We start from the raw sequence: 26,073 nt of genomic DNA on the forward strand, positions 1-26,073 counted from the left end.
CGACGGCAATTCTGCGGCACAGACTCGAATCAACCCCAGCCTCAGGAGTGAATAGTCATGACTGTCATCGCACATTGGATCGACAACACGATCGCCCCCGGTTCGAGCGGAAACTCCGCTCCGGTCACGAACCCTGCGACCGGCGCCGTCACTGGCAGTGTCGCGCTCGCCAGCGTGCAAGACGCACGCGCCGTTATCGACGCAGCTGCTGCTGCGTTTCCCGATTGGCGCGACAGTTCGCTCGCCAAGCGAACCGCAATCCTCTTCGCGTTCCGCGAACTGCTCAATGCCCGCAAGCACGAACTCGCCGAGATAATCACCGCCGAGCACGGCAAAGTCCTCTCCGACGCACTCGGCGAGGTGTCAAGAGGCCAGGAAGTCGTCGAATTCGCTTGTGGCATCGCGCACCTGCTCAAGGGCGGTATGACCGAGAATGCCTCGACGAACGTCGACGTCACCTCGATCCGTCAACCACTCGGCCCGGTCGCGATAATCTCGCCGTTCAATTTCCCCGCGATGGTCCCGATGTGGTTCTTCCCCATCGCGATCGCCACCGGAAACACGGTAGTACTCAAGCCGTCCGAAAAAGTTCCATCTGCTTCGCTGTGGATCGCGGCACTCTGGGCCGAGGCAGGACTTCCAGCAGGCGTGTTCAACGTCCTGCAAGGCGACAAGACAGCTGTCGACGAACTTCTGACCAACCCTGCGATCAAGGCCGTTTCGTTTGTCGGTTCAACCCCCATCGCCCAGTACGTGTACAGCACCGGCACCAGCCATGGAAAGCGCGTTCAGGCTCTCGGAGGAGCGAAGAACCACGCGATCGTCTTGCCTGACGCAGACCTCGATCTGGCCGCCGACGCAATGGTCAACGCCGGATTCGGCTCGGCCGGCGAGCGCTGCATGGCGATCTCGGCACTGGTCGTCGTCGGCGACATCGCCGACGAACTCGTCGGCAAGATCGCCGAGCGGACCCGCACCCTGAAAACCGGTGACGGCACGAAGAACTCAGACATGGGCCCTCTGGTGACCAAGGCCCACCGCGACAAGGTCGCCTCCTACGTCGACGCCGGTGAGGCCGCCGGCGCGACACTCGTCGTCGATGGCAGGCAAGTGCAGGCGAACGGTGGTGAGGGCGGATTCTGGCTCGGCCCGACCCTGATCGACCACGTCACCACCGACATGAGCATCTACACAGACGAAATCTTCGGCCCTGTGCTCTCGGTCGTGCGGGTGAACTCCTACGACGAAGCACTCGACCTGGTGAATTCGAGTGCATTCGGGAATGGCACCGCGATCTTCACCAATGACGGTGGCGCAGCACGTCGCTTCCAGAACGAGATCGAGGTTGGTATGGTCGGGATCAACGTCCCTATTCCAGTCCCCATGGCCTACTACAGCTTCGGTGGTTGGAAGAACAGCCTGTTCGGCGACACGCACGCTCACGGTACCGAGGGTGTCCACTTCTTCACCCGCGGGAAGGTCGTCACTACCCGCTGGCTCGATCCCAGCCACGGCGGCATCAACCTCGGCTTCCCCGAAAACAACTGAGTCCCTATCCCGTCCGAATACCACGGGCTGGGAAATACATTCACAACATTCGAAGGGATCGGCATGGTTGCCAACATTTCATTTCCCCGGTTCTTGAAACTTGGTCCTGGGTCCGTCGAGAGTCTCGGCGAAGTGCTGACGGATCTGAACATCGAGCGTCCGCTTCTCGTCACCGACGCATTCATGGTCAGCAATGGTTCAGCCGATCGATTGCTGAAGATCGTTGCAGCAGCAGGAAAGAAGGCCGCACTCTTCTCCGAGACGGTTCCCGACCCCACTACCGATTCTCTACAGGCTGGTCTCGACGCTCTGACCGCCCACGATGCCGACTCGATCATCGGCTTCGGCGGTGGCAGCCCGATGGACACGGCAAAAGCACTTGCCGTCTTGTTCAAGCAGGGCGGCGTCATGCGCGATTTCAAAGCCCCTCGGGTGTACGCGGGGCCGGCGCTTCCGATCATCGCCATCCCGACGACGGCAGGAAGTGGCTCGGAAGCAACCCAATTCACGATCATCACGGATGTCACCACCGACGAGAAGATGCTGTGCCCTGGACTTTCATTTCTTCCGATCGCCTCAATCGTCGATTCCGACCTCACGATGTCGATGCCGCCGAGACTGACGGCCGACACAGGTGTCGACGCACTTACACACGCGATCGAGGCCTACGTCAGTAAGAAGGCAAACCCCATCTCGGACGGGCTCGCACTGTCTGCGATGAAGACAATCGGGGAGTACCTCTTGCGCGCGTACCGTGACGGCTCAGATCGGGAGGCGCGCGAACAGATGATGCATGCTTCCACTCAGGCGGGTATGGCGTTCTCCAATGCGAGCGTGTGCCTGGTACATGGGATGAGTCGTCCGATCGGCGCACATTTCCATGTGGCGCATGGACTTTCCAATGCAATGCTGCTTCCGGCGATCACCGCGTTCTCCATACCCGGGGCGCGTGATCGATACGCCGATTGCGCCAGGCAGCTGGGCGCGGCAGATCGCGGCGACTCAGACGAGGCGGCCTCGCACAAGCTGGTCGACTTCATCGATACTTTGTGCGTCGACGTAGAGGTACCCAGTCCGCGCACATTCGGCATCGACGAGACTCGCTGGGAGGAGCTCATTCCACTGATGGCGGACCAGGCGTTGGCGTCGGGTTCTCCGTCGAACAACCCGGTGGTGCCCAGCGCACAGGAAATCGCCGAACTGTACCGGAAAGTCTATCGATCCTGACCACTCCGGCCCGGTCAGCATGGTCTCGTTCAGACTGTGCTGACCGGGCCTGTCGAGTTTCGGACGATCAGCTTGGTTTTGAAGATCTTCTGCCTTCGCTTCGCGCCGTCGATATTGTCGAGCAGCATGGAGGCTGCGGCGCGGCCCTTCTCCACCAGCGGTTGACGCACAGTGGTCAGATCCATGAGTTCGGCGATGGGGGCATCGTCGAATCCGACAACCGAAACAACCTCAGGTACTGGGATATTCATGCTACGAAGCACGCTCAAGGCAGCGACGGCAAAGACATCTGACGTCGTGGCTATTGCGGTCGGATTCAGTTTCTCGACCATCGAGCGGACAGCACGGACGCCGCTGTCACGATCGATACCTGAAGCCTCGTAAACCTCGATCGAGACACCGGCATCTCCCCGCGCAGTTGCAGCATCGAAGTACCCGAGGATCCGATCTCGCTGGACCCGCTCGGAAGAATGTTCGACAACTGTCTTGGAGATCGACCCGTCGGTGCCACCGATGTTCAAACGTTCGCAGACCACACCGATTCTTCGGTGCCCGAGATCCAAGAGATGGGCCATCTGCTTGAATCCTGCAGCGCGATCATCGATTCCGATGAACGGCAAGCCGCAGTCCGCGGGTGAATCGATCGCAACTGCCGGCGTTCCGGAGTGAATCAGGGCCGCAATGATCGGGTGGGTAGGAGTCACATTGTGCAGGACGACTCCGTCGACCAAACCTCTGACCGCGGGAGAATTGAATCCTTCTTCCCTACTGGAGACCAACGGCAACAAAGTCAGGGCAACATCGGCGAGTTCGTTGACTTCGACTACCCCCTTCATCAACAGCATGGTCGACGGGTCTTCCAGTGCGTGCCCCAACGACTCCATCACCATGATGCCAACCGCTCCGACTCGGCCGGAGCGCAGGCTACTGCCGACGATGTTCGGCCCGGCGTAGGACAAAGACTGAGCGACTGCGTAGATGTGATCACGCTGCGATGCAGAAACTTTCGGAGAGTTACTGAACGCGTATGAGACAGCGGCTTGGGAGACGCCTGCTGCCCGCGCCACGTCCTTCATCGTAACCACTGAAGCGACTCCCCTTGCTCCGGACGAATCATCCGCCGTAACCCTTGACGATCTCACGAATTCTATCGTGGTCTCGTTTCAACCGAGTGTCGGCTTCGGTTGACCTGTCGTCACAGTAGATGGTGTTCACACATTCGCCCACACCGGACTGCATGCGTCCAAGCTCTACGAAAGCCCCCGAAGAGCTCGACACGGTATGGCACATCGTCTTTCCGCCCCGACATCGCCGTGTCGATCTCGCCACAGAGGTTGCATCGAGCTCGCACGGCGAGCGGCACAGACGGCTTGGGCATAGGCAACGACGAACCGATATGGCGACACGTGACACAGACGTACCCCACTTCTTCCTCCATACGGTGACCAGCCATGTTCGTCGCCCCACTCCTGCCGTAGCTCGGTAGCCTGAAAGATGTTTCTGCACTGAAGGTCCCGCATATGTACACACGACGACGTCCGTGAGACGTACTGTCGACAGCGGCGATTGCCCCGACTGGACACTTCGGGAGAAGGTAGGCGCGACACCGCGGTTTGCGATACTTTCGCCTGTCGCGCCACATCTCAACCTTCACCTTGTTTTACCACCACCGACATGAGTGAATCGTATCACCTAGTGATACGATTCACTCATCTCTTCTATGAAGGGAATCAACGAAATGCTCTAGCCGAAGTCGCCGTTCGTGCTCGACCGCACGAAATGGGCATTGCTTGTCATCTTTCGCACTTCACGGAGCTTGCCAAGCCTCTTGGGCGACAGGGACACCCGACGTCAAGAATGCACTCGAGCTCACCACCAGCGGATTCGGTTTCGTCATCTTGGGACTGCCCGGTGGTTCCCTGTGCGGATTGCCGGCAACAGGCCGTCTCACTGCCGCGCGCGCAGCCCGCACCGCCGTCCCCCTCATCGAAGTCGGAATGCTAGTTCCTTCCGGAACGTCGCGACGAACTGATCGCCGACCCCTCCAGCAGCTCGAGACCTTTGACTGCCAACAGCAAGCGCTGCCGCGTTTCCGGGGCATCGAGGGATTTCCCGAGAATCGTCGAGATCCGCTCCAACCTGTTGTACAGAGTTCTGCGCTGCACGTAGAGCTTGTCCGCCGCTTCAGTCTTGCGACCGTCGACGCTGAGAAATGCGCGCAGTGTCGGCAGTAGCGGACTGGCCGAGTGCGCATCCTTCGTCAACAACGGACCCAATTCGTCTTCGACGAAGCTCGCCAGTTCCGGGCCCTGCGCCAGGGTCACCAAAATCCGCTCGACCCCCAGTTCGTCGAAGTGAAGGACACCACCAGAAGCTCGGGCGACCGCGGCAGCACTGCGCGCTTGAGTGAGCGCGACAGCAACCATGTCACGTGAAATAGCGCGGCTCACACCGACACCCGCACCGACGAAACCGACAAGATCCTCGATCTCCGGCGGACGGCCACTCACTTCCGGCGCCACCGTGACGATGTAATCACCCATGTCGGCACTGATCGCATTGGGACTGCTCCTGCGCTTGGGCCGGATTCCAGCAGAATCATCACGAGTATTCTTGTTGGCCACGAACACTCGCATCAGGCCAGATCCGAGCCGATACCCCAGACGACTGGCCTGCTTCACGAACTCATCGCCGGAAATTTCTCCCAGCAGCAAGTGTGTCATCAAAGCGGTACTGCGCTGATCGTCACGCGCCTCGCGGCTACGATCGGTGAGAAGCGAGATCGCGATCGCTGCTGCTGCCCGCTCCGCCGCGAATTCAGCCGAGAACGGCGCGGTCGGCGATTGTCCTTGGAGCACGTGGATCCACCCCCACGGTTGACCACGCATGACGACGGGCCTTCGGACACAATCAGTTTCATTGTCGTGCGATACTCTGGCGTGACGATTCCACTCGTCGTCGTCGAATTCGACACCGTCCACTGAGAAATAGACCGTCACCCGGTGAGCGATGTTTTCCAGAACCACCGTGCTGTCGGTGAGCGCCGCCAGAGTCTCCACTATTCCGAGATGGTCTGCGCCGTCGAGCAGCAATCCCGAGAATGTTGCTTCGACCTCACGTTCACGAGTCAGGCTCCGAAGTCGCATTTCGGTCAGAATTTCGTGCACCTGGGCGGAGACTCCGGCGAACGACACTTCGTGGGTCAGCGCGATCACCGGAAGCAGCATTTGTTGGGCTTCCTGCACAACAGCTTGAGGAACTCGATCGAACATGCGACCGGATTCTTCGATCACCAGAGCTGCCGCACCGGCTCGAGAAACCGCCTTCACGTAAGCACGCTGCTCGGCTTCTGTTTCCCCTATACCGAGGCCCGCCGTCAGCAACAATTCGCCGCCGCTGAGAAATCGTGCGATATCGGGGATCTCGGACGAGTGAACCCATCGGACTTCGCGTTGATCCAGATCCGTTCCGCTGGTGAGTACGTGAGGACCGGCCGCGCGGATCAGTGAGAGTTCCAGAGCGTCCGCAACCGTGAAAGACATGTCAAAGACACTACACAAAACGTGTCGTCCAGCCGAGACATCTTTCCCGGCTTGCGTCTAGCTGTGAATGCAGTCACAGGACAGTATTTCTACAACCCCAGGGCTTCGCCGGGGGTCGCCAAACAGAGTTGAGACACATGGCGAACCCGCTTCCTACCTGTCCGAAGATTTGTTTCAGCGCCCCTGTACTGCCGGCCCACCGTCCGAGTAATCGCTACCGATTCTCGAACCGAACGCGAACTGCAGGGCACCGATCCGAATCTCGACACGCACAACGCCGTGCGACCGGGTGACCTGATTTCGCTCTTTCGACCGAACACCGAAACACCCTTTCGAGGAGTCCTCAATGCCCCTGACCGAAGACCAGCAGAAACGGCCGCCAAGCGCGGGAATCTCTGTCGATGACGTCGGCCGTTCCACTCGTTCCGCGGCACCTCAGCCGCCCCACGCATCCTCGCAGGAATGGCTACCGGCTCTGCTCAAACGCATTCTGCCGAGCACACCTTCGCAGGTCGTTCAGCGGGTGATGCTGACTGTACTGGTCGCATCGGTGGTGATTCTGTGCATCGCCAACCCGATCTTCCGGCAGTCGGACAACCTGCTCAACGTGCTGCAACAGGCGGCGATGGTCGGAATCATTGCCGGCGGTATGCAGCTGATGATTATCTCGGGTGGCTTCGATCTCTCGGTCGGAATCGTGGCAGCGGCAGCCGGATGCGCTGCAGCGTACGTCAGTCTCCAGCACGGTATAGCCATCGGAATTCTCGTCGGATTGGTCGCCGGTCTACTCGCCGGCTTCGTGAACGGCATCCTCGTAGCCAAGATCGGCATCAACCCATTCGTGGCCACGTTCGGTACACAAGCCGTCGTCACCGGACTGCTGTACGCCGCAACCGGCGCCACCCCGATCGCTCCTCTTCCTTCCGGATGGACCGATCTGGGCTTGAAGAACATCGCCGGAATCTCCTTTGCCAGTCTTACATTCGTCGTGGTCATCCTGATTCTGCTGTTCGTCTTACGATGCACGCTCTTCGGCCAGCACATCTACGCCGTCGGGAGCAACAAGGAAGGGTCGCGCCGCGCCGGAATCCATGTCGATCGGGTTCTGATTGCCGTCTATGCCATCGGCGGGCTGTGCGCCGCCATCGCAGGAATTCTTCTTGTCTCGATCTCCGGAATCGGGAGTCCGGCAACAGGTACACAGTGGGCACTTCTCGCCATCGCCGCCGTCATCATCGGCGGCACACCACTCACCGGCGGAGTCGGCGGCATCAGCTCCGCGGTGATCGGCATCCTGTCGCTCACCGTCCTGACAAACGCGTTGAACCTGTACAGCGTGTCCGCTTACTGGCAGCCGGCGCTGACGGGTGCGGCCGTTCTGCTCGCAGTCGGCTTCGAAGCGTTCCGCAGCGCCCGCAAACGCTGATACATCCGATTCCCCTCGCAGCCAACCACATTCCAGGAGTGAAAACACATGACCGTAAGAAGAACTTCTCGAACGATCCAAACCGCATTTGCCCTTTGCCTGGCTGCGTTCGTCGCCGTCGCACTCACGGCCTGCGGAACCGCACCTTCCTCGGGTGCGAACAAGACATTGGGCTTCGTGGTGTACGACGTCGGCGTCGACCCATGGATGAACGTAGCCATCTCGACTGTGCAAGAAGAAGCTGAAGCTGCGGGATACAAGCTCAGTGTTGTCAACGGGCACAACGACATCGCTCAGATGAGTAGCGGAATGGACCAGCTGGTCACGCAGAAGGTCGACGCCATTCTCCTCGCCCCCAGCGACCAGGACAGCATGACTCCGTCTATCAAACGAGCCGAAGCAGCAGGAATCCCGGTCATCGCATTCTCCCTGGCGCTGTCCGAAGACGCCCCGGTCTCCTCGTTCGTAGGGACCGACGACGTTCAGGTCGGACGCGAGCAGGCGAAGATGGTCGCAGGAGCAATAGGCAATCGGGGCAACGTCGCCTTGATGACCGGCATCCTCGGCAGTGGGCCGCAGATCGGTCGGTCGGAAGGATTCCGTGCCGAACTGCAGGAGAACTTCCCCGACGTCAAGCTCGTAGAAGAGCAGCCGAACAACTGGGCGAACGACAAGACCATCAGCCTGACCCAGGACTGGCTCGCGAAGTATCCGGCGGGGCAGATCAACGCCGTTGTCGCGCAAGGACCTGAATTGGCTGCGGGCGCCCGCCTGGCCAAGTCTATGGGCCGAAGCGAAATCGTCTTCGTCGGCAACGACTATCCGGAAGAGATGCGCGAGAGCATCCTCGCGGGAGACACGTACGGAACCATCAACGGTGATCCCAAGGAGATGGCGCGAGAAGCTGTCGCCGCCATGCTGACCCTGCTGGACGGTGGCACGGTGCAACCCAAGATCTTCGTCCCGATCCCGCCCGTAACATCCGCCAATGTCGCCGACTCTCCCGCAGCGTACTGATTCGAGACGACCCCCCAGATCGGAACCACCTCAATGAGTACTATCACCAACACCACCGAGCCTCTTCTCCAGACTACGAACCTCTCCAAGTTCTACGGCGGCGTCAAAGCTTTGCAAGGCGCCTCCATCAGCGTCGGACACGGTGAGCACATCGCCATCATGGGCGACAACGGCGCAGGCAAGTCCACCTTCGTCAAGATCCTTTCCGGCGCGCAACCGTCGAGTGATGGCACCATCCGATTCGACGGTGCGGACTGTGAGTTCCAAAGCCCGATCGATGCACGCGAAGCCGGGATCGAAACCGTCTATCAGGATCTTTCACTCGCAGACGACCTCGACGTCCTGACCAACCTGTTCCTCGGGCGTGAAGAGAAGCTGATCAACTTGGGCGGCTTGAGCGTGCTCAACAGACGCAAGATGGCCAAGCGTGCAACCGAATTGCTCACGGAGATCGGAGTGAACGTGCCCGAGGTACACCGGACCGTTCGGGGTCTTTCCGGTGGCCAGCGCCAGGGTATCGCCATCGCCTGCGCATCCGGTTGGGGATCGAAGCTCATCATCATGGACGAACCCACAGCGGCACTGGGCCTGCAGGAGACCGCCCACGTCCACGACATCATCAAACGCCTCAAACAACGCGGAGTCGCGGTCATCATCGTCAGCCACAACATGCAACAGGTGCTGGAACTGACCGACCGGGTGTACGTTTTCCGGCGAGGCCAGGTCGTCGGGTGCCGAAACACCAAGGAAACCACCGCCGACGAGATCGTCTCGATGATCACCGGCGCTCGACCTGCAGAGGCCGTCACGTAAGCAGCTGTAGCTGCAGGCAGATCGACGTACAGGCCCGTCTGAAGTCACCACGACTTTCGACGGGCCTGTTCGTGTCGCGGATCCGATACTCACCGTCACCGTCACCGTCACCGTCACCGTCACCGTCACCGTCGGCGTCGGCGTCGGCGTCGGCGTCGGACATCCGAGACCCTTTCCGTCACCCCTCTGGCCCCCACCGCCCCAGACGAGGCAGAACTACAGCCGCCGAGACGAAAAGTGCTCGGGCCCAACCTGATGAGGTTGGGCCCGAGCACTTTCGGTGTTCGGTTAGTTGATCTGTACTCGGCCATCGACGGCTTCGATCCGCGGGATCGGCAGTGCGCGTAAGGCAGGCGGGGCTGTCACGAACTCCTCGACGGTCGGTACTTCACCGTTCGGAATCCTCTGCTTCATCACGGACGGGTTCATGATCACGACTGTATTCATGTTTCCCGGATGCGTCTCCAAACCGAACACGGCTACTGACCGACTGCTTCGATCAATGCGCTGAGGTGGGTGTAGCTCTTCTTCGCGGCGTCGAGCGTGCCGCACTCCACCGACAAGACGACGTCGTGGTCGGCCGCGGCGAGCGTGTCGACGATGCGCTTCCAGTCGATGACACCTTCACCGCAGGCGCATCCCAGCATGCCTCTCACTTTTCCGCGTAGACGTTTCGCGTCGTCCACCGCAATGTCCTTGGCGTGCAAGTGCGTGACCTGACCGATGATGGCTTCGAGCCACTCGTGCGGATCGTTCTCACTCAGGTAGCTGTTTCCGGTATCGAGGTTGATCGTCAGGGCAGGACTGTCGACCAAATTCATGATCTTGTCGAGGCGCTCCGGAGTCGCGGTGTACGGCCCGTGGGTCTCGATTGCGATCTTGATACCCCGGGGCTCCGCGACCAGCGCTGCCTCCTTCAGGGTGTACCGCATGAGCGTGTAGTTCTCTTCCTCCGTGGTCCAGGACGGGGTGGGTCCATCGTCGACCATGATCATCGGAGAACCCACCTCCGCGGCGTAGCGGATGGCCTGGCGGAAGTACTCCACTGCCACCTCCGGCTTGGCGAGTGGCGCGTGGCTCGACAGCGACGAGATGCTGAGACCGCGATCTTCGGCCGCATTCCGCAGGATCAACGGATCGTCGAGCATGGAACGGCTGTGGAAATATCCTGCTGCACTGAGCAGTTCACGACCCCAGTGCACCATCGGCTCGACGTACTTGTAGCCGATCTCGGCAGCTTGGTCCATGGCCCAATCGAAAGAGCCGTTCTCGTATCGCGCGAACTCCAGATTAAGTCCGAGTTTGATGTTGCCCATGACTTACAACTACTTTCCGGTGAGGGGTGGGTCAGAAGCCGCGCTGGTTCACGTAGTCGTCTCGAACTTCGCCGTGGTAGGCCGGCACGGTGATATCCCACCAACCCATTGCATGCATCTCGGTCCAGGGAAGCTCGCGAGCACTGATCGCCTCGATGACTACGGGGCCCTCGGTCTCGAATGCGCGCTGAACAGCGGCGCCGAGCTTTGCGGGATCCTCGACTCGCTCGGACTTGCATCCGAGGGACTGCGCGAACGCAGTGATATCGGCGAAGTACGGGGATCCATCCGGCAACTTCCAGCCTGAGATGATTTCCCGTTCCGCGCCGAAGAGATTGATCTGGAGGTCCTTGATTGCTTCCCAGCCACCGTTGTTCAGAACGACGAAGACGACATTGACGCCGCTCATGGCGGCAGCTGCGATCTCCGTGCCGGTCTGTAGGAACGCGCCATCGCCGACGAGCGCGAGAACCGGCTTGTCCGGTGCGCCGATCGCGGCGCCGATCGCGGCAGGTACACCGAATCCGATTCCGGAGAATCCGCCGGCAACGATGTTGCTCTTCGGCTCGTAGATCGGGAATTCGTTGAACGCCTGGTTTGCCGGGTTGCTGGAATCGGTGACCAGAATTCCGTTACGCGGAAGGACCTTTCGGATCTCGACCATTGCCCGCGAGTTGGTCATCGGCAAGTAGTCGGTCTCACGCATAGGGCGCAGGTGCTCGTCCCACTGTGCCTTCAAGTCCTGAAGTTCGGCGTAGTAGTCGGTTGCCCGGAAGTCGTAATCCGCTGCCGGTGCGCCGAGTTCGTCGATCAGAGACGAGAGCGAGGTCTTGGCGTCGCCGACGATCCCGACCTCGACCGGGTAGTTGCGGCCGATCTCGAATCCGTCGATGTCTATGTGAACGAGTTTCGTGTTAGGGATGTCGAATGTGACTCCTGGGCGATACGAGGACGTGATGCGATCGCTGAACCGGCAACCCACTGCAAGAATGACGTCGGCGGTCTTGGTGACTCCGTTACCCGGAATCGATCCCATGTCGCCGCACGGCCACGCGTACAGATCGTGGTCTGCAGGGAATGCGCCTTTGCCCTGGAAGGAGTGCGTCACGGGAGCGCCGAGACGTTCCGCCAGTGTGAGGAGTTCCGCACCGGCCTCGGCTGCGATGACGCCTCCGCCAGCGAGGATTACGGGACGCTTAGCACCCGCCAGTAGCTTGGCTGCCTCGGCAATGGCGACGGGATCACCAGTCGCCCGGGTCTGAGCTCGGCGCGAGTACAACTCTGGAACATAGTCGCCGTACTCAGCTTGCAGGTCCTGCGGGATATCCACCAGGACAGGCCCTCTGCGACCTTCGAGCATCGTGTTGAACGCCTGAGCCATCGCGGAAGGTAGCTGCTCGAGTCGACCGGGCTGCCACCAGCGCTTGACGACCGGCTCGACCATCCGTGGGAAATTGTTCCCATGCGGCCGATCGATCTCCTGGAGGACGCCGCGGTTCTCCATATACGTGTGAACGGCGCCGGTGATCAGAATCATCGGCTGCGAGTCCGCGAACGCAGTCGCGATTCCGGTTACGGTGTTTGTCGCTCCCGGTCCGATGGAAGTACAGACGGCCGCGATCTTGCCCGATGCGCGGTAGTAGCCGTCGGCCATGTGTGCGGCGCCCTGCTCGTGGATGGCGGGAACCAACTCGATTTCGTCGGCCCGGTCGACGAACGCATCAAGTAACGCCGTATTGCCGTGTCCCGGAATAGCGAATACCTTTTCAACTCCTTCACGGATCAGTATGTCGACCACCATCTGGCCACCGGTGAGCTTTTGCACAGTCATGTTCTTCACTTTCGAATCGAAAAGAATTGGGGGTGAGCAATTTATGCAGAGATCGACGAGCCGTGCGATGCACCCGCCGTGGAGTCGCCGCTTCGAGCGATGATCGAATCTGCAACACGCAACGCGTTCGCCGCGATCGACAGCGCCGGATTCATCACCGGGAGCGACGGAAAGAAGGAGGAGTCGACGACATACAGGTTGTCGACATCGTGTGCCTGGCAACTCGGATCGAGGACCGATGTAGCCGGGTCGGTACCGAGCCGAACGGTTCCGGCCTGATGCGAGTTGACCTCTATCCCTGTTCCTTCACTGATGACCACCGGAAATCCGATCTTGCGAAGCATTTTTCGCGTCTCGCGAACCAGAACCTCGTGTGCCCGGACGTTATTCGGTTTCCATGCGATCTGGATACGCCCTCCGGGAGTCAGCGTGACACGATTTTCAGGGTTGGGCAGATCCTCCGTGAACAGCCACCAATCGGTACTACGGTTCGTGGCAAGGCTCAACGCCCATTTGGGGATGTGGGGTCGTTGCCCCTTGATCATCTCCGCTTGGAGCTTCCCGATCAGTTGCACGTGGCCTAGCGGATACGGATGATCGTCAGTGCCACGCAGGTAGAAGTCGTTGAAGTACAACGTCTTTTGAAATTCGGACTTGTTCTTCTTGAGTGGGTCGATGGCCACCATGATCGAGTTCATGTGCACCATGTAGTTACGACCGACCATTCCGGAGGAATTTGCGAGCCCGTCAGGATGGACAGATGTGGCCGAACGTAGCAGCAGCGCTGCAGAATTGACCGCACCACAGGAGATTACGACCGTATCCGCACGTACTGTGGAGGTGACGCCGCGATGGGTCACTTCGACGCCTGATGCTCGACGTCCGGAATCGTCGGTCAACACCTTCTCCACGTACCCGTTCGTGACGATTTCGACGTTGCCCGAATCGAGTGCGGGTCGCACGCAACAGACGTCGGCATCCGATTTCGCCAAGGTACGGCAGGGGAACCCGTCGCATGTCTTGCATCGAATACATGACCCACCCTGCCGAAGGTCGACCCCGAGAGGGAGATTGGAAGGGGTGAAACCCGCCTTACGCATGTCGTCGGCGACCTGCTGTATCGCTGGCTCGTGCCCTACGGGAGGGTACGGAAATGGTTGGTCGCGTGGCAACGTCGGGTCGTCGGTGTGGTCGCCGTGAACCTTGTACACCTGCTCGGCACGTGCGTAGTGGGGTTCGAGATCGTCATACGAGAACGGCCATGCCGGCGATTCACCGTCGTGATGCCGTGAGGACTGAAAATCCTCTCTCCTGAACCTGACCAACGAGCCACCGTAGAATTTGGTGTTTCCGCCGACGTAATAGTAGGTGCCGGGGGCGAACTCCCGCCCTTCGGTGTCGACCCATTTTTCGGCGTTCTTGTACCGATCTTTCTCGAACACCGCTCGGGGGTCCCAATTCTGACGTTCCTGTGGAAGGAAGTCTCCCCTCTCGATCAAGAGCACATCGAGGCCGGAATCCTTGAGAGCGTATGCCATCGTTCCACCCCCCATTCCGCTTCCCACGACGATGACGTCGTAGTTGCTCTTACAGGGGGGATGACTGTCCATTCGTGTCTTTTCGAACATGGTTTCCGTCTCCTGGCTGGCTTGGCGCGGTACGTCCTTGAACCGTGCCGACTCAGCTTCTGTCAATCCTGACACAACAGGACTGCAAGTAGTTATACGTATCACTAAACGATACCGCCCACATGTGCGGTGTCAACCGCCCTGAAGACCTGGTCAGGTCGACGGGACGAGTGGATCGAAATCGGGAGCCGACACGATCGCAGTTCGTGCCAAATTCGCAGGCTCCATGATCGCGTCCAAATCCTCCCTGCCCAACAACCCGCGTTCGAGCACCAACTCCACGACGGTACGACCGGAAGCAAGCGCGTCCGCCGCCAATTCCGTCGCGGCTGTGTAGCCGATGTAGGGATTGAGCGCGGTCACGACACCGATCGAAGCCGCGACCGTTCGTTCGAGATGCTCGACGTTGGCGGTAATGCCGATCACGCATCGCTCGCGCAACACAGTGCAGCCCCGCGTGAGGAGTTCTGCAGTCTCGAACAAGCTGTGTGCAATGACCGGTTCGAATGCGTTGAGCTGCAGTTGACCCGCCTCGGCAGCCATGGTGATGGTCAGATCGTTTCCCACCACCCGGTAGGCAATCTGATTGACCACTTCCGGAATGACCGGATTGACCTTTCCGGGCATGATCGACGAACCTGCCTGCACCGCAGGTAAATTGATCTCACCCAGACCTGCTCGTGGGCCTGAGGACAGCAATCTCAGATCGTTGCAGATCTTGGACAGTTTGACCGCGGTACGCTTGAGCACTCCCGACAGCTGAACGAAGGCCCCGACGTCCTGGGTTGCTTCGATGAGATCCGATGCCGTCGAGATGTCGAGACCGGTGATCGACACCAGATGCTCACGCACACGTCTGGCGTACTCCGGGTGCGCATTGAGACCGGTACCTATCGCCGTCCCTCCCAGGTTGATCTCCGAGATCAACCGAGCGGCCTCTTCCAGTCTCTGAGAGTCCTCCTTGATCATCACGGCGAACGTGACAATCTCTTGACCGAGAGTCATCGGGACCGCGTCTTGCAACTGAGTCCGCCCGACCTTGAGCACGTGGGAGAACTCGGCTGCTTTCTCCGCGAATGCGCCTGCAAGTTCGTCCATCGCACCTCGAAGCCTGGTGACGGCACCTTGCAAGCCGATTTTGATCGCGGTGGGGTAGACGTCGTTGGTGCTCTGACTCATGTTGACGTGTTCGAGCGGATGGAGGAATTGGTACTGCCCCCGTTCGCCGCCGAGAATTTCGAGCGCGCGGTTCGCGACCACTTCGTTGGCGTTCATGTTCGATGACGTGCCGGCACCACCCTGAATGACGTCGACGACGAACTGGTCGGTGAACCTGCCCGCACGAATCTCCTTGCAAGCTTGCTCGATCGCCGCTGCATGCTCGGGCGAGAGGATTCCGAGGTCGGCGTTCGCCCGAGCAGCGGCCTGCTTGACCGCAGCCAACGCCGATACCATGTCCGGGTGGACCGAGAGAGGAATACCGGTGATCGGGAAGTTCTCCAGTGCTCTCAGCGTGTGGATGCCGTAGTAGGCCTCCGCAGGCACTTCGCGATCACCGAGCAGGTCGTGCTCGATGCGCATCGTCATTTGAGGTTTGCCGCCACCGGGATCTCGCCCCACGGTAGTTCGGCTCCACCGAACTTCGCCGCACGCAGGTCACCTGAACGGGCGTGGCCTTCGAAGCGTTCCAGTCGGGACAGTCGCGCAGCGATCTCGCCGATCCTGGCGCTCGCCGCCGGATCGCGCACCTCCTGGAAAGTGAGGGTTTTGAGGAACTTCCCTACCCAGAGCCCTCCGGTGTAGCGCGCAGCGCCAAGAGTAGGAAGTACGTGGTTGGTCCCGATCACTTTGTCGCCGTATGGAACACACGTTCCTTCCCCCAGAAAAAGGGCACCGTAGTTGCTCATGCTGTCGAGCGCTTCACGCGGATTCTGCGTCAGGATCTGTACGTGCTCGGAGGCAAACTTGTCCGCGAGTTCATATGCTTCGGAGAGAGTCTCGACAACGTGGATCTGTCCGTGGTCGCGCCAAGCGGGCCCGGCGATCGCGTTCGTCTCCAGACCGGGTAGCAATGCGTCGATGTGTTTGATCACCTCGTTGCCCACAGCCTCGGACGTCGTGATCAACACACACGGTGAATCCGGACCGTGTTCAGCCTGGCTGAGTAGATCCACTGCGATGGTGAACGGGTCGGCGCACTCGTCGGCAACGATCAGTGTTTCGGTGGGACCTGCAAAGAGATCGATTCCGACCTCACCGAAGAGTTGACGCTTTGCCTCTGCCACGTATGCGTTGCCCGGCCCCGTGAGGATCGAGACAGGATCGATCGTCTCGGTACCGAGAGCCAGCGCTGCAATCGCCTGTACGCCACCGAGCACGAAAATCTCGTCGGCCCCGGCGAGATGCATTGCGGTGATGCTGATCTGGGGCGGAAGCCCGTCATTCGGGGGCGTCGTAGCCGCGACGCGTTCGACGCCTGCGACCTTCGCGGTCAGCACCGTCATGTGCGCCGACGCTGTCAGCGGGTACCTGCCACCCGGAACGTAAGCTGCAGCCGCGTCGATCGGAATGTTCCGGTGCCCCAAGAACACGCCGGGCAGAGTCTCGACCTCGAGGTCTGTGATGGTGTCGCGCTGCGCCTGGGCGAAGTCGCGAATCTGACGCTGCGCGAACTGCAGGTCCTCGAGGACCGTTGTCGGGACGGACTTGACGATCTCGCGGATCTGATCTTCGTCGAGCCGGAACGAATCCGGTGACCACCGGTCGAAACGGTCAGAGTACTTACGGACCGCGTCGTCACCGTTGGCACGAATGTCTGCGATCACACCCGCGACAGTGTCGACCACCGCCGGATTGCTGGCACGCTGCGCTGGTTCGCCGACTGCGGCTTTGAGAACGAACGACATTGGCGGGTTGCTCCTTCGAGGTGAGGCATGAAATCAAACTGATAGCCCTAGCTTTCCTGCGAAGTGATCCAGCGGACAGACACATAGGGGGAACCACTTCTGCCAAATTCTGCCCAATCCGTGCATGATATGCCGGTCGTTCGAAAGCTCACGGTCAGAGCAGGTGCAGCGCTCGCGCCTGCTCACAGTGGTCGATCAGCGGCTCACGCTTGCACGTTTTGGCGCTGTCGATATCTATCGCCACTTCGTAGGGTTGGCCTACCAGATTTCGTCCGCGCCGAACTCCTGACGTCGAGTCGGCCGATACCCGGAGCCGTCGCTGTCTATTCGACATCGTCGATGCCCGAGAAGGAATACTTCGATGAGCGAACAACCGCATCTCGTCTGGGGAATCGTCGGTGCGAGTGATATCGCCGAAACGAGAATGATTCCCGCACTGCGAAGGACCGGCCACCACATCAGTTCCGTGTACAGCGGAAATGCGGACCATGCCGAGCAGTACGCACGTCGGAACGAGATATCGAACGGAACGAACAAGCTGAACGATCTGCTCAGCGATCCCCTCATCGATGCGGTCTACATCTCCAGTGCAAATGATCGCCACCTCGAGCAGGTGTGCGCGGCGGCAGCAGCCGGAAAACACGTTCTCTGTGAGAAGCCGCTGTCGACGAGCATCGACAATGCGCGGAAGATGACCGCCGCTTGCGAATCCGCCGGCGTAGTCCTAGGCGTCAACCACCACCTGCCCGCCGCAGGTACGCACCAGGCCATTCGACGCACAGTGGCGCGCGGCGACATAGGCCGGATTCTGTCGGTCAGTGTTCGCCACACGTCGCTCCTACCCGAACGTTTGCGAGGGTGGCGACTCGGTAGCACGCCGGGATCAGGCGCCGTCATGGATCTTTCCTGCCACAACGCCTCCGTCGTGAATCCGCTACTCGGCACAAGAGCACTGACGGCGAGCGCGATCACTGTGGCCCAAGGAGATTGGGTGACCGAAGCCGAAGATGCAGCCTCCTCGTCGATTCTCTACGAGAACAACGTCCTTGTACGATTCCACGACACTTTCACTACGCCATTCGCACCCACGTATGTGGAGGTGCACGGGACAGCCGGCAGCCTTCATGCAGCCGACGTCATGACTCCGGAACCCATCGGGTCGGTCGTTCTGCACGATCGCCGGGGATCGCACGAGATCGATGTCGAAGACCGCCGGCACACGTACGACATCACGCTGGAACACTTCACCCGTGCCACGCGCGGTGACGGCCGACCAGTCGTCGACGGACTCGACGCGACCAACGCACTGGCAGTGAGCATCTCGATACTCGAGTCGGCCAGGACGGGTAACCGGGTCCCAGTCGACTTCTGTGGACAGTAGCCGTTCACAATTCACACTCGGAGCTGGTTCGATCCAAGGTAGAGGTTCATGAAACGTCCCACTGAGCGTGACGAAAATACGGATTGGAATAGATTCGCGATCCCACAATTCGTGGAACTTCTGCGGGCCGGTTCAGTTGGGCGCGGCCCGGCAATCGTAGGGATCGATGGGAGGGGTGGTTCCGGCAAGTCGACGCTGGCCGCACTGTTATCGGCAAACTGTACAGGGACGGTCATCGTGCACACAGATGACATCGCGTGCAGTCGAACATTTTTTGGCTGGGATACCTTGCTCGCCAAGGAATTACTGGAACCTATCCGGCGAAATGGGCTTCCATTCACCTTCCAGCCGAACCACGACAAGCCTCGCGATATCGCTGTCCCTGACCAGACGACGTTGCTTCTCGTGGAAGGTGCCGGGTCGATCCGCCGTTCATTGCGGATGTTGTACGACGCGACAGTGTGGGTCGACACCGCACCGGAGACAGCGCGACAACGATTGGTCGAGCTCGGCGAGGATCCACAGGGCTATCACGACGACAGGATGATCGAAGAGAATTCGTTGCTGAACGCGGACCGCCCTTGGGCGCACGCAATGTTTCACGTGTCTGGAACCAACTCTGCGACCAACGGCACAGTCCTGGTGCGCCGAACATAACCCCGTCGACCTCGAACGGCATTGGCATCACGAGTCGTCCACGGGGTTGTCTACGACGGGTCGCTGCCCAGTTGCGGCATATTCTCCTGTACAGAGCGTCGGTGTCTTGTCATGTACATGGCGTCGGTGTCGCCAGCGATCGCGCGGCCCGATTCTGTACGAGTAGCAACCTGGATCAATCCGAGCCGAAACACACTACCGGGCACGGCGAGCCGCGACGAAGGGTGAGATCGAGTCTCTCGGCGATATCGTGAGGCGCGAAAAGGGCCGAACCCGAATAGTTCTCGATCTCTTCCAGACTCCACCATCTGAAACCGTGTAGGTGCTCATCGCGCAATTCTGCGTCGGTCAGTGCCCCTCGTGGTTCGAATTCATGAACTCGAACCAGGAAATAGAAGTTGTCGACGCCGCTGAATCCGGGAAAGTGCTCTGGATCGATGATCGTTTGGCGCCAGACGAGCGGCTGCGTCGTGCGTAGTTCGAGCCCTACCTCTTCTCGAAGCTCTCGCTCGAGTGTGCCGCGTGGGGTCTCACGTTCCTCACAACGGCCACCGGGCGTGATCCAATAGGTTTCATCGGATCTAGATCGAAACTCGCACAACAGTATTCGATACGAATGATCCACGATCAGCGCTCGCGCAGAACGTCTGATCGACTCCGAAGGTCCGCCGGTGCTCATGTTTCTTCCTCAAATCCCGAACAGAATTTCCTTCCGTTCGGTGACACCAGTGCGAGTACACCGGATTTCGATGTACTCGCACGTGGGCCACTGCTTGTTCGACCTCAGTGGGAGACCGTGTGATGCTCCGGCTTCGGAGCATTTCCCGTACGTTCAGTTTCCGAGTATCGCGGAACGGTTTTCATCAATACAGGACCGCCGACGGCGATGAGCAGGAGCAAGATTGCCGGCAGCGCCGGCATCCAGCCGATTCCGAATCCGTCGACGATGAGCGTGATCGCAGCCGGCCCGGCGAGCATGCCGACGTAGCCGATCGCATTGACAATTCCGATGTTTCTTCCGGCGTTCTCGGGGTCACGACGGCCGGCAGCAGAGAGCATCAGCGGAGCCATGCATGCCAGCCCGAGCCCCAGGAGAACGAATCCCACCAGGGCGAACGGAGCTGACGCACCCCCGATCGCGAGCAAGGCACCGACGAATCCGATCACACCACTGACGGCCACGATGACGCGCGCACCGAAGTACTCGGCGAGCCGGTCGCCGAAGAGGCGCCCCACGAATTGTGCACCGGAGTAGAAGGTCACAGCTGTCGCAGCCATACCTGCGCTGGTATCGGCATGGCGCCGGACGAACTCCTGTCCCCAGTCCAGAATTGCGCCTTCGCTGAGCATCGATGCCAGCATCAAGAGGCCGAATCCGGCCATGATCAGCAAAGTCGTCGTCGACGCCGATCTCTCGGTTGTCGATTGCTTCTCGATCGCGACTGCGGCAGCCGGGGGAAGCAGCTCATCGCGAGTCAACAGCCAGCGACCGAACACAGCTCCGAGAACCGACATCGTGACACCGATCGAGATGTAGGCCACGGCGGGGCTCTCGACATAGTGACGGGCGATTGCACTGGCCACCAGGCCGATGACGAATCCGCCTGCCGGATAGGCCGCGTGGAACGCTGACATGATGGGCCTGCCGTAGTAACGCTCCACCTGCACACCGTGTGTGTTGAAGGCGGTATCGAAGGCACCTCTCAACAGGCCGATCATCACGCCGAGGAACATTGCGCTGGCAATACCCTGCAAGAACGCGAACGGGATATACATCAACGGGTAGATGATCATCGTCGGCATACAGGTGGCTCGCGGACCGTACCTGTCGACGAACGGCCCGATGAGGAAGCAGCCGACTGCAGCGCCGACGCCGATCGCCAGTGCCACCAGCCCGAAATTCGAGTCTCCGCCCTCCCCCGACCACCCCAGGTGAGCACGGAGCGCAGTGGTGTTCGTCGACCACGTGAGCATGACCGCTCCCAATTGCGCGAATCCGAAGAATGTCGCAACCCGGGCGAGCCGAATTCGCTGGAGGCTCAGCGCCGGCCGGTCTTCCGAAATGTTCGTAGTCATTGTGAGTCCTCAATCTGCACACGCGTGCCCCTCAATAGGGTTGCGAGGCACGTCATGTACTGCAATCAGCGTTGTCCAAATCACGTTACGGAGTCGCCATCACAACAACGATGCGCAGTGCGAGAACTAATTCACCATAAATATGCACATATCGCGCACATCCTAGGCCAAACAGTCCCCGCAGCCGCACGCCCGCCAGGTCGACACTGCGCACTGCATCATTGCGCGTAACGACACCGGGGGATAACATTCACCATTCTCGTGCGGTTAAACGTATCACCGCACGTGGAAGAGTCAATAGGGCAAGAATCAGCGCACTGGTAATTGATCGACCGAGCCGTGTGCCCGAAGGTGAGCCTCGTGCCGGTGTAGAAGTAGCTACAGCGAGCCTGCACTGTTTTGCAACGACGCGTGGACGGTCACCCGCGAGACCGCACTCGCAAGCCTCCTGGCCGGCGCTGACCGCCTACTGATCCCCGGCGGCGATGAAGTCACCACTGTTGCAAAGTCGTTGGCCGCCGCGGCCGTCCGGAATCCGATAGCTGGAGAACGCCTTCGCAACGCAGCAAACCGTGTCCGCGCGCTGGTCAATGCGACCGACCTACGCGATTTCCCAGGCAAACAAAAGCGAGGTTGAACGCGTCGTGGCCGACACCAAACGCTGGCGACCGCCTTCCGCGACACTGCACACAGCAGTTACTCCCCCACCCGCTTCGCCCCCACCATGCGCCTCGCTATCTCCAAATACCTCTCCACCAACTCGTCCGGAGACAACTCACCGTCCGGTCGGTACCAGACCGCGACGGCGACGCACATCGTCACCACGGCTCGGCTGGCGTCCTCGGGATGGTCGGCCTCGAACACTCCCGAAGCGACGCCGTCGAGGACGATCCGGTCCACCTGCTTCTGCTGTTCGTCGCGCTGGGCGATGTAACCAGCCCGGCTGTCGGGCTCCATGCTGCGGATCTCGGAGGAGGCGACGAACGACTGCTCGCGCCGAAACATGTGGAACCGCAACAGAGATTCGATCACCGCGTCGAAGCGATCGGAGGGATCGTCCCCGGCATCGAGTTCGGCGGCGCGGCTTCGCTCCAACAACTCCGTCATCACAACGGTCGCCAGACCGATCAGCAGAGCCTGCTTGGACGGGTAGTGGTGGTAGAGCCCCGGCACCGACAGCCCGGACCGCGACGCGACGTCACGGATCGAAGTCCCGTGATAGCCCTGCTCGACGAACGCCTCCAACGCCGCAGCGAGCGGTTTCGGTAGTCCCAGGTCTTCGTAATCGCGCCAGGACCCGCGTACCGGAAGCTCGTTCGTCATACCGATACCGTAGATCGCTCTTGCGCCGCCGCCGAACACGTCGGAGCCATTGGTTAGAGTCGGTGTTCACCGAAAGACAGGGACCAGTCATGATCCATGTTCGCCACACCGCGGTTGCTGCCGTGCCGGTTGATGTCGCCTTCGACTACATCGACAACTACCGCAATGTCCCGACGTGGATGTTCGGTGTTTCCGAGTTCACCCCGTTCGGAGAGTTCGATCAGGGACTCGGCGCCACGTTCGACGCGGCCATGCAGATCGGGCCGAGCACGTTGCGCTCCAAACTCGAGGTCACCGAGTGGGAGAAGAATCGGATCATCAAGCTGTCCTCGCTCGGCGGTGTATCCAACTCGTCCACGTGGGAGTTCGCCGCGATCGACGATTCCAAGACCGAGCTTTCCGTCGACTTCGCCTACAAACTGCCCGGCGGCATTGCCGGCAAGGCACTCGGCCGATTGATCGGGCCGTTCGTCGAAAACGCTGTCAAGAACAGCGAGGAAACACTGCGCCACAGCCTCGAGGAGCAGTTCGCGGCCCGCGGCGAAGGCTGAAACTACCCGCGGTCGCCTTCGAGCCCCAGCGCGTTGGCCCACACCTGAGTAGCCGTCTTGACGACGTCCTCGAACGGGACGGGGTTGCCGTCGGCGCCAGGTTCCTCGGAGACGAATGAACTGTAGGCAAGACGGCTCACCATCGCCGACAGTGCTCGGGAAGCCAGCAGCGGGTCCAACGAGGCGTCTGCCTTGCCAGCTGCTTGCAAGCGTTCGATGGCTCGGGCATTGCGAGAAATGAAGGTCTCGGCTCGGTCCCGACGCAGTTTCGCGAAGGCCGGGTCGATGTGCGATACCTGCTCGAGTAGGCCCATGAGTTTGGCGTTGCGGCGAAAAGCCGTCAGGTAGGCACGGTTGCTCGATTCGAGGACCGCATACGGATTGTCGACGTCGCGGACCCGTCCCATGCCTGGGTGCAGCATGTCTTCCTGCGCGACGTCGAGAACTGCGGCGAAGATCTGCTCTTTGTTGTCGAAGTAGGTGTAGAACGTGCCGGTGGAGCAGTTCGCTTCCTTGGTGATGTCCGTGAGACGGGCGTCGAGATACCCTGCGCGCTCGAACACCGTTCGAGCCGCTGCGACCAAAGAAGCCCTGGTCCGGACGCCGCGGGCAGTCACCGGCAGGTCACGCAGAAGCTCCGTCGCAGCCATGGATGGTGGCGGACGGTCTTCCCAGTTCTCCTGAGGTTCGGCGCGAGAGGTCACCAGCTACTTATACGGCAAAGCCGGCGACATCTCGGCATCGGCGTCAGGTGATGGTGATTCCTCCGTCGACGGCGATGGTCTGACCGGTGACGTATCCGCCGGCCTCGGACGCGAGCCACACCATGGTGGCCGCGAGCTCTTCCGGATCGCCCATGCGGCCGAGGATCAGGCGCGGAGCCATCGCGTCCAAGTAACCGTCGTTGTATTGGTCTGTCATTTCCGACTTGAAGAAGCCGGGCGCGATCGCGTTGACGCGAATGCCCTTGCGCGTTCCCCACTGCTGTGCGAGGTCGCGGGTCAATCCGACGACGCCTGCCTTGCTCGCCGCATAGGCGGCCTGCGGGAGTCCGGCGGTCGTCAATCCGAGAATGCTCGAGATGTTGACGATGGAGCTGCCCGGGAGCATGACGCGGCCGCAGGCCTGCGCTGCCCAGTAGGACCCATTGAGGTTGATGTCGATGACGGCGCGGAACTGGTCCGGGGTCTCGCGGGTCGCCGGAACGGCAGTTCCGACGCCGGCATTGTTGACCAGCACGTCCACGCGGCCGAACTTCTCCATCGCGGCGTCGACCATGTTCTGAGCCTGAGCCGGATCGACGATGTCGGTGGCCACGCACAATGCTTCGCGGCCTGCGTCACGCACGAGCTTGGCCGTGTCTTCGAGCTTGTCGACGCGGCGAGCAGCGAGGACGACGTCCGCGCCGGCCTCTGCTGCGGCTTTCGCGAACGCCACCCCGAGGCCCGACGACGCACCGGTCACGATGACCACTCGATCGGTCAGAGAGAACTTGTCGAGAACAGACATGCGCGGTGATGCTCCTGCGTCGTCGGGTTCGGGAAGTGGCGGTTGCAGTGACGTATCGACTGCAGTTGCGAAATTACAGGCCGAGATCGCGGCCGATGAGTTCCTTCATGATCTCGTTGGATCCGGCCCAGATCTTGGTGACGCGGGCGTCCATCCACGCGCGAGCGGCGCGGTACTCGGTCATGAAGCCGTAGCCACCGTGCAACTGAACGCAGTGATCGAGGACCTCGTTCTGCACCTGCGCGGTCCACCACTTAGCCTTGGCGGCGTCGATGGCGGTCAGCTCGCCGGCAGCGTGTGCCGCGACGCAGTTGTCGACGTAGGCCTGGGTGACCTCGATGCGGGTGACGAGATCCGCGAGAAGGAATTTGTTCCACTGCAACGAGCCGATCGGCTGACCGAAAGCCTTGCGGTCCTTGGCATATTGCAGCGTCTCTTCGAGGATCGGAGCGGCGTGCGCGATGTTGGACACCGCAGCGCCGACGCGCTCCTGCGGCAGCATTTCCATCATGTGGATGAAGCCGCGGTCGATCTCACCGATGATGTTGGTGGACGGCACGCGAACGTTCTCGAAGAACAGTTCGGCGGTATCGGACTCGTGCTGGCCGACCTTGTCGAGCTTGCGTCCGCGCTCGAAGCCTTCCATGCCGGTCTCGACGGCAAAGAGGGTGATGCCCTTGGACTTCTTCTCGGGACTGGTCCGAGCCGCCACGATCACGAGGTCGGCGTTGTAGCCGTTGGTGATGAAGGTCTTGGAGCCGTTGATGATCCAGTCGTCGCCGTCCTTGACCGCAGTGGTCTTGAGCGAGGCGAGGTCGGATCCACCGGAAGGCTCGGTCATGCCGATGGCCGTCAGCATCTCACCGGTGCAGAACTTGGGCAGCCAACGCTGCTTCTGCTCTTCGGTGGTGAGCTGAACGAGGTAGGGAGCAACGACGTCGGCGTGAATGCCGAAGCTCGAGGCAACAGCTGCACTGGCGCGCGAGAGCTCTTCGGCCAGAACCGCGTTGAAGCGGTAGTCGCCGGCTTCGCTTCCGCCGTACGCCTCCGGAACCTCGAGTCCGAGGAAGCCGTTGCGTCCCGCTTCGAGCCAGATTTCACGATCGATGAAGCGCTGGTCGATCAGCTTCTCTGCGACCGGAAGGATGTTCCGGTTGACGAATTCGCGAGCAGATTCGCGAAATGCCTCGTGATCGGGTCCGTACAGAGTGCGACGCATGACGAGTTGCTTCCTTTCGGCGTGGCAAAGCCACACGTAACGATGTTCCTAAGCATTCGCTTAGAATCTAAGCACCTGCTTATAGTGAATCGAGAGCGGGATA

Annotated in this window: 23 protein-coding genes; 8 read left to right on the top strand and 15 right to left on the bottom strand. The window is 60.5% G+C overall.

The features are described from left to right. Positions 1-57: 57 nt before the first annotated feature. Together AC1Q61_RS01595 and AC1Q61_RS01600 are read left to right on the top strand one after the other, a co-directional pair. Positions 58-1,548: a CoA-acylating methylmalonate-semialdehyde dehydrogenase gene (locus tag AC1Q61_RS01595; RefSeq protein ID WP_054188408.1), complete on the top strand. Its 1,491-nt coding sequence runs from the start codon at positions 58-60 to the stop codon at positions 1,546-1,548. A 63-nt stretch (positions 1,549-1,611) separates the two neighbouring features. After that, the gene (locus AC1Q61_RS01600; RefSeq protein ID WP_042923934.1) at positions 1,612-2,775 is read left to right on the top strand and encodes an iron-containing alcohol dehydrogenase; all 1,164 of its coding nucleotides are present in this window, start codon (positions 1,612-1,614) and stop codon (positions 2,773-2,775) included. Between the two features lie 29 nt (positions 2,776-2,804). Here AC1Q61_RS01600 and AC1Q61_RS01605 read toward each other — a convergent pair whose 3' ends face one another. Together AC1Q61_RS01605 and AC1Q61_RS01610 are read right to left on the bottom strand one after the other, a co-directional pair. Continuing rightward, positions 2,805-3,851 (bottom strand): LacI family DNA-binding transcriptional regulator, encoded by a 1,047-nt coding sequence (locus tag AC1Q61_RS01605; RefSeq protein ID WP_081377525.1) that lies wholly within the window; start codon positions 3,849-3,851, stop codon positions 2,805-2,807. Between the two features lie 924 nt (positions 3,852-4,775). Next, positions 4,776-6,317, bottom strand: coding sequence for a PucR family transcriptional regulator (locus AC1Q61_RS01610; protein ID WP_021331895.1), 1,542 nt, complete (start codon positions 6,315-6,317; stop codon positions 4,776-4,778). Positions 6,318-6,663: 346 nt separating this feature from the next. On the opposite strand from AC1Q61_RS01610, the gene AC1Q61_RS01615 reads away from it, so the two are divergent. The 3 genes from AC1Q61_RS01615 to AC1Q61_RS01625 are packed head-to-tail and all read left to right on the top strand — an operon-like array spanning position 6,664 to position 9,573. Beyond that, positions 6,664-7,743, top strand: a complete 1,080-nt coding sequence (locus AC1Q61_RS01615; protein WP_118606947.1) for an ABC transporter permease — start codon at positions 6,664-6,666, stop codon at positions 7,741-7,743. A 48-nt stretch (positions 7,744-7,791) separates the two neighbouring features. After that, positions 7,792-8,760, top strand: coding sequence for a sugar ABC transporter substrate-binding protein (locus AC1Q61_RS01620; RefSeq protein ID WP_054188412.1), 969 nt, complete (start codon positions 7,792-7,794; stop codon positions 8,758-8,760). Positions 8,761-8,793: 33 nt separating this feature from the next. Continuing rightward, positions 8,794-9,573 (top strand): ATP-binding cassette domain-containing protein, encoded by a 780-nt coding sequence (locus AC1Q61_RS01625; RefSeq protein WP_492650764.1) that lies wholly within the window; start codon positions 8,794-8,796, stop codon positions 9,571-9,573. Here the strand turns inward: AC1Q61_RS01625 and AC1Q61_RS01630 are convergent. From AC1Q61_RS01630 to hisD, 7 genes are all read right to left on the bottom strand, one after another. Next, the gene (locus AC1Q61_RS01630) at positions 9,566-9,736 is read right to left on the bottom strand and encodes a hypothetical protein (RefSeq protein WP_181992031.1); all 171 of its coding nucleotides are present in this window, start codon (positions 9,734-9,736) and stop codon (positions 9,566-9,568) included. The two genes, AC1Q61_RS01625 and AC1Q61_RS01630, sit on opposite strands and share 8 nt — an antisense overlap. Positions 9,737-9,861: 125 nt before the next feature. After that, positions 9,862-10,002 (bottom strand): hypothetical protein, encoded by a 141-nt coding sequence (locus AC1Q61_RS01635; RefSeq protein ID WP_156778931.1) that lies wholly within the window; start codon positions 10,000-10,002, stop codon positions 9,862-9,864. A gap of 50 nt (positions 10,003-10,052) precedes the next feature. Continuing rightward, positions 10,053-10,889: a sugar phosphate isomerase/epimerase family protein gene (locus AC1Q61_RS01640; protein ID WP_054188413.1), complete on the bottom strand. Its 837-nt coding sequence runs from the start codon at positions 10,887-10,889 to the stop codon at positions 10,053-10,055. A 31-nt stretch (positions 10,890-10,920) separates the two neighbouring features. Beyond that, entirely contained in the window at positions 10,921-12,720 is a 1,800-nt protein-coding gene (locus tag AC1Q61_RS01645) for a thiamine pyrophosphate-binding protein (protein ID WP_031330783.1), read from the bottom strand. A gap of 41 nt (positions 12,721-12,761) precedes the next feature. After that, positions 12,762-14,348 carry a GMC family oxidoreductase gene (locus AC1Q61_RS01650; RefSeq protein ID WP_238704835.1) on the bottom strand — a complete coding sequence of 529 codons (1,587 nt, stop codon included), beginning with the start codon at positions 14,346-14,348 and terminating at the stop codon, positions 12,762-12,764. A 153-nt stretch (positions 14,349-14,501) separates the two neighbouring features. Continuing rightward, entirely contained in the window at positions 14,502-15,935 is a 1,434-nt protein-coding gene (locus AC1Q61_RS01655; RefSeq protein ID WP_118606949.1) for an aspartate ammonia-lyase, read from the bottom strand. After that, on the bottom strand, positions 15,932-17,254 hold the full coding sequence (gene hisD, locus AC1Q61_RS01660) for a histidinol dehydrogenase (protein ID WP_042923916.1): 1,323 nt from the start codon (positions 17,252-17,254) through the stop codon (positions 15,932-15,934). Before hisD ends, AC1Q61_RS01655 begins: the two co-directional genes overlap by 4 nt. A 361-nt stretch (positions 17,255-17,615) precedes the next feature. Between hisD and AC1Q61_RS01665 the strand changes: the two genes are divergently transcribed. Together AC1Q61_RS01665 and AC1Q61_RS01670 are read left to right on the top strand one after the other, a co-directional pair. Next, the gene (locus AC1Q61_RS01665; protein WP_042923914.1) at positions 17,616-18,635 is read left to right on the top strand and encodes a Gfo/Idh/MocA family protein; all 1,020 of its coding nucleotides are present in this window, start codon (positions 17,616-17,618) and stop codon (positions 18,633-18,635) included. 237 nt (positions 18,636-18,872) lie between these two features. Continuing rightward, entirely contained in the window at positions 18,873-19,292 is a 420-nt protein-coding gene (locus AC1Q61_RS01670) for a nucleoside/nucleotide kinase family protein (protein WP_125052065.1), read from the top strand. 175 nt (positions 19,293-19,467) lie between these two features. Here AC1Q61_RS01670 and AC1Q61_RS01675 read toward each other — a convergent pair whose 3' ends face one another. From AC1Q61_RS01675 to AC1Q61_RS01685, 3 genes are all read right to left on the bottom strand, one after another. After that, complete coding sequence (locus tag AC1Q61_RS01675) at positions 19,468-19,971, bottom strand: NUDIX domain-containing protein (RefSeq protein WP_054825966.1); 504 nt, start codon at positions 19,969-19,971, stop codon at positions 19,468-19,470. A gap of 104 nt (positions 19,972-20,075) precedes the next feature. Next, positions 20,076-21,368 (bottom strand): MFS transporter, encoded by a 1,293-nt coding sequence (locus AC1Q61_RS01680; RefSeq protein WP_021331879.1) that lies wholly within the window; start codon positions 21,366-21,368, stop codon positions 20,076-20,078. 696 nt (positions 21,369-22,064) lie between these two features. Further along, on the bottom strand, positions 22,065-22,691 hold the full coding sequence (locus AC1Q61_RS01685; RefSeq protein WP_030536574.1) for a TetR/AcrR family transcriptional regulator: 627 nt from the start codon (positions 22,689-22,691) through the stop codon (positions 22,065-22,067). An 89-nt stretch (positions 22,692-22,780) separates the two neighbouring features. Between AC1Q61_RS01685 and AC1Q61_RS01690 the strand changes: the two genes are divergently transcribed. Then, the gene (locus AC1Q61_RS01690; protein ID WP_003940411.1) at positions 22,781-23,242 is read left to right on the top strand and encodes an SRPBCC family protein; all 462 of its coding nucleotides are present in this window, start codon (positions 22,781-22,783) and stop codon (positions 23,240-23,242) included. A gap of 2 nt (positions 23,243-23,244) precedes the next feature. On the opposite strand, the gene AC1Q61_RS01695 is transcribed toward AC1Q61_RS01690, so the two are convergent. The 3 genes from AC1Q61_RS01695 to AC1Q61_RS01705 form a co-directional block, all read right to left on the bottom strand. Then, on the bottom strand, positions 23,245-23,892 hold the full coding sequence (locus tag AC1Q61_RS01695) for a TetR/AcrR family transcriptional regulator (RefSeq protein WP_007730038.1): 648 nt from the start codon (positions 23,890-23,892) through the stop codon (positions 23,245-23,247). A gap of 97 nt (positions 23,893-23,989) precedes the next feature. Then, positions 23,990-24,751 (bottom strand): SDR family NAD(P)-dependent oxidoreductase, encoded by a 762-nt coding sequence (locus tag AC1Q61_RS01700; protein ID WP_003939707.1) that lies wholly within the window; start codon positions 24,749-24,751, stop codon positions 23,990-23,992. 73 nt (positions 24,752-24,824) lie between these two features. Next, positions 24,825-25,970 carry an acyl-CoA dehydrogenase family protein gene (locus tag AC1Q61_RS01705; protein ID WP_007730036.1) on the bottom strand — a complete coding sequence of 382 codons (1,146 nt, stop codon included), beginning with the start codon at positions 25,968-25,970 and terminating at the stop codon, positions 24,825-24,827. Positions 25,971-26,073: the final 103 nt, after the last annotated feature.

Source organism: Rhodococcus sp. MPR-R1B (assembly GCF_058793255.1).

Bases quoted from the DNA above. Each gene is read 5' to 3' on its own strand.
- AC1Q61_RS01595 (WP_054188408.1), top strand. From the start codon at position 58: ATGACTGTCATCGCACATTGGATCGACAACACGATCGCCCCCGGTTCG.
- AC1Q61_RS01600 (WP_042923934.1), top strand. From the start codon at position 1,612: ATGGTTGCCAACATTTCATTTCCCCGGTTCTTGAAACTTGGTCCTGGG.
- AC1Q61_RS01605 (WP_081377525.1), bottom strand. From the start codon at position 3,851: ATGAAGGACGTGGCGCGGGCAGCAGGCGTCTCCCAAGCCGCTGTCTCA.
- AC1Q61_RS01610 (WP_021331895.1), bottom strand. From the start codon at position 6,317: ATGTCTTTCACGGTTGCGGACGCTCTGGAACTCTCACTGATCCGCGCG.
- AC1Q61_RS01615 (WP_118606947.1), top strand. From the start codon at position 6,664: ATGCCCCTGACCGAAGACCAGCAGAAACGGCCGCCAAGCGCGGGAATC.
- AC1Q61_RS01620 (WP_054188412.1), top strand. From the start codon at position 7,792: ATGACCGTAAGAAGAACTTCTCGAACGATCCAAACCGCATTTGCCCTT.
- AC1Q61_RS01625 (WP_492650764.1), top strand. From the start codon at position 8,794: ATGAGTACTATCACCAACACCACCGAGCCTCTTCTCCAGACTACGAAC.
- AC1Q61_RS01630 (WP_181992031.1), bottom strand. From the start codon at position 9,736: ATGTCCGACGCCGACGCCGACGCCGACGCCGACGGTGACGGTGACGGT.
- AC1Q61_RS01635 (WP_156778931.1), bottom strand. From the start codon at position 10,002: ATGAACCCGTCCGTGATGAAGCAGAGGATTCCGAACGGTGAAGTACCG.
- AC1Q61_RS01640 (WP_054188413.1), bottom strand. From the start codon at position 10,889: ATGGGCAACATCAAACTCGGACTTAATCTGGAGTTCGCGCGATACGAG.
- AC1Q61_RS01645 (WP_031330783.1), bottom strand. From the start codon at position 12,720: ATGACTGTGCAAAAGCTCACCGGTGGCCAGATGGTGGTCGACATACTG.
- AC1Q61_RS01650 (WP_238704835.1), bottom strand. From the start codon at position 14,348: ATGTTCGAAAAGACACGAATGGACAGTCATCCCCCCTGTAAGAGCAAC.
- AC1Q61_RS01655 (WP_118606949.1), bottom strand. From the start codon at position 15,935: ATGACGATGCGCATCGAGCACGACCTGCTCGGTGATCGCGAAGTGCCT.
- hisD (WP_042923916.1), bottom strand. From the start codon at position 17,254: ATGTCGTTCGTTCTCAAAGCCGCAGTCGGCGAACCAGCGCAGCGTGCC.
- AC1Q61_RS01665 (WP_042923914.1), top strand. From the start codon at position 17,616: ATGAGCGAACAACCGCATCTCGTCTGGGGAATCGTCGGTGCGAGTGAT.
- AC1Q61_RS01675 (WP_054825966.1), bottom strand. From the start codon at position 19,971: ATGAGCACCGGCGGACCTTCGGAGTCGATCAGACGTTCTGCGCGAGCG.
- AC1Q61_RS01680 (WP_021331879.1), bottom strand. From the start codon at position 21,368: ATGACTACGAACATTTCGGAAGACCGGCCGGCGCTGAGCCTCCAGCGA.
- AC1Q61_RS01685 (WP_030536574.1), bottom strand. From the start codon at position 22,691: ATGACGAACGAGCTTCCGGTACGCGGGTCCTGGCGCGATTACGAAGAC.
- AC1Q61_RS01690 (WP_003940411.1), top strand. From the start codon at position 22,781: ATGATCCATGTTCGCCACACCGCGGTTGCTGCCGTGCCGGTTGATGTC.
- AC1Q61_RS01695 (WP_007730038.1), bottom strand. From the start codon at position 23,892: ATGGCTGCGACGGAGCTTCTGCGTGACCTGCCGGTGACTGCCCGCGGC.
- AC1Q61_RS01700 (WP_003939707.1), bottom strand. From the start codon at position 24,751: ATGTCTGTTCTCGACAAGTTCTCTCTGACCGATCGAGTGGTCATCGTG.
- AC1Q61_RS01705 (WP_007730036.1), bottom strand. From the start codon at position 25,970: ATGCGTCGCACTCTGTACGGACCCGATCACGAGGCATTTCGCGAATCT.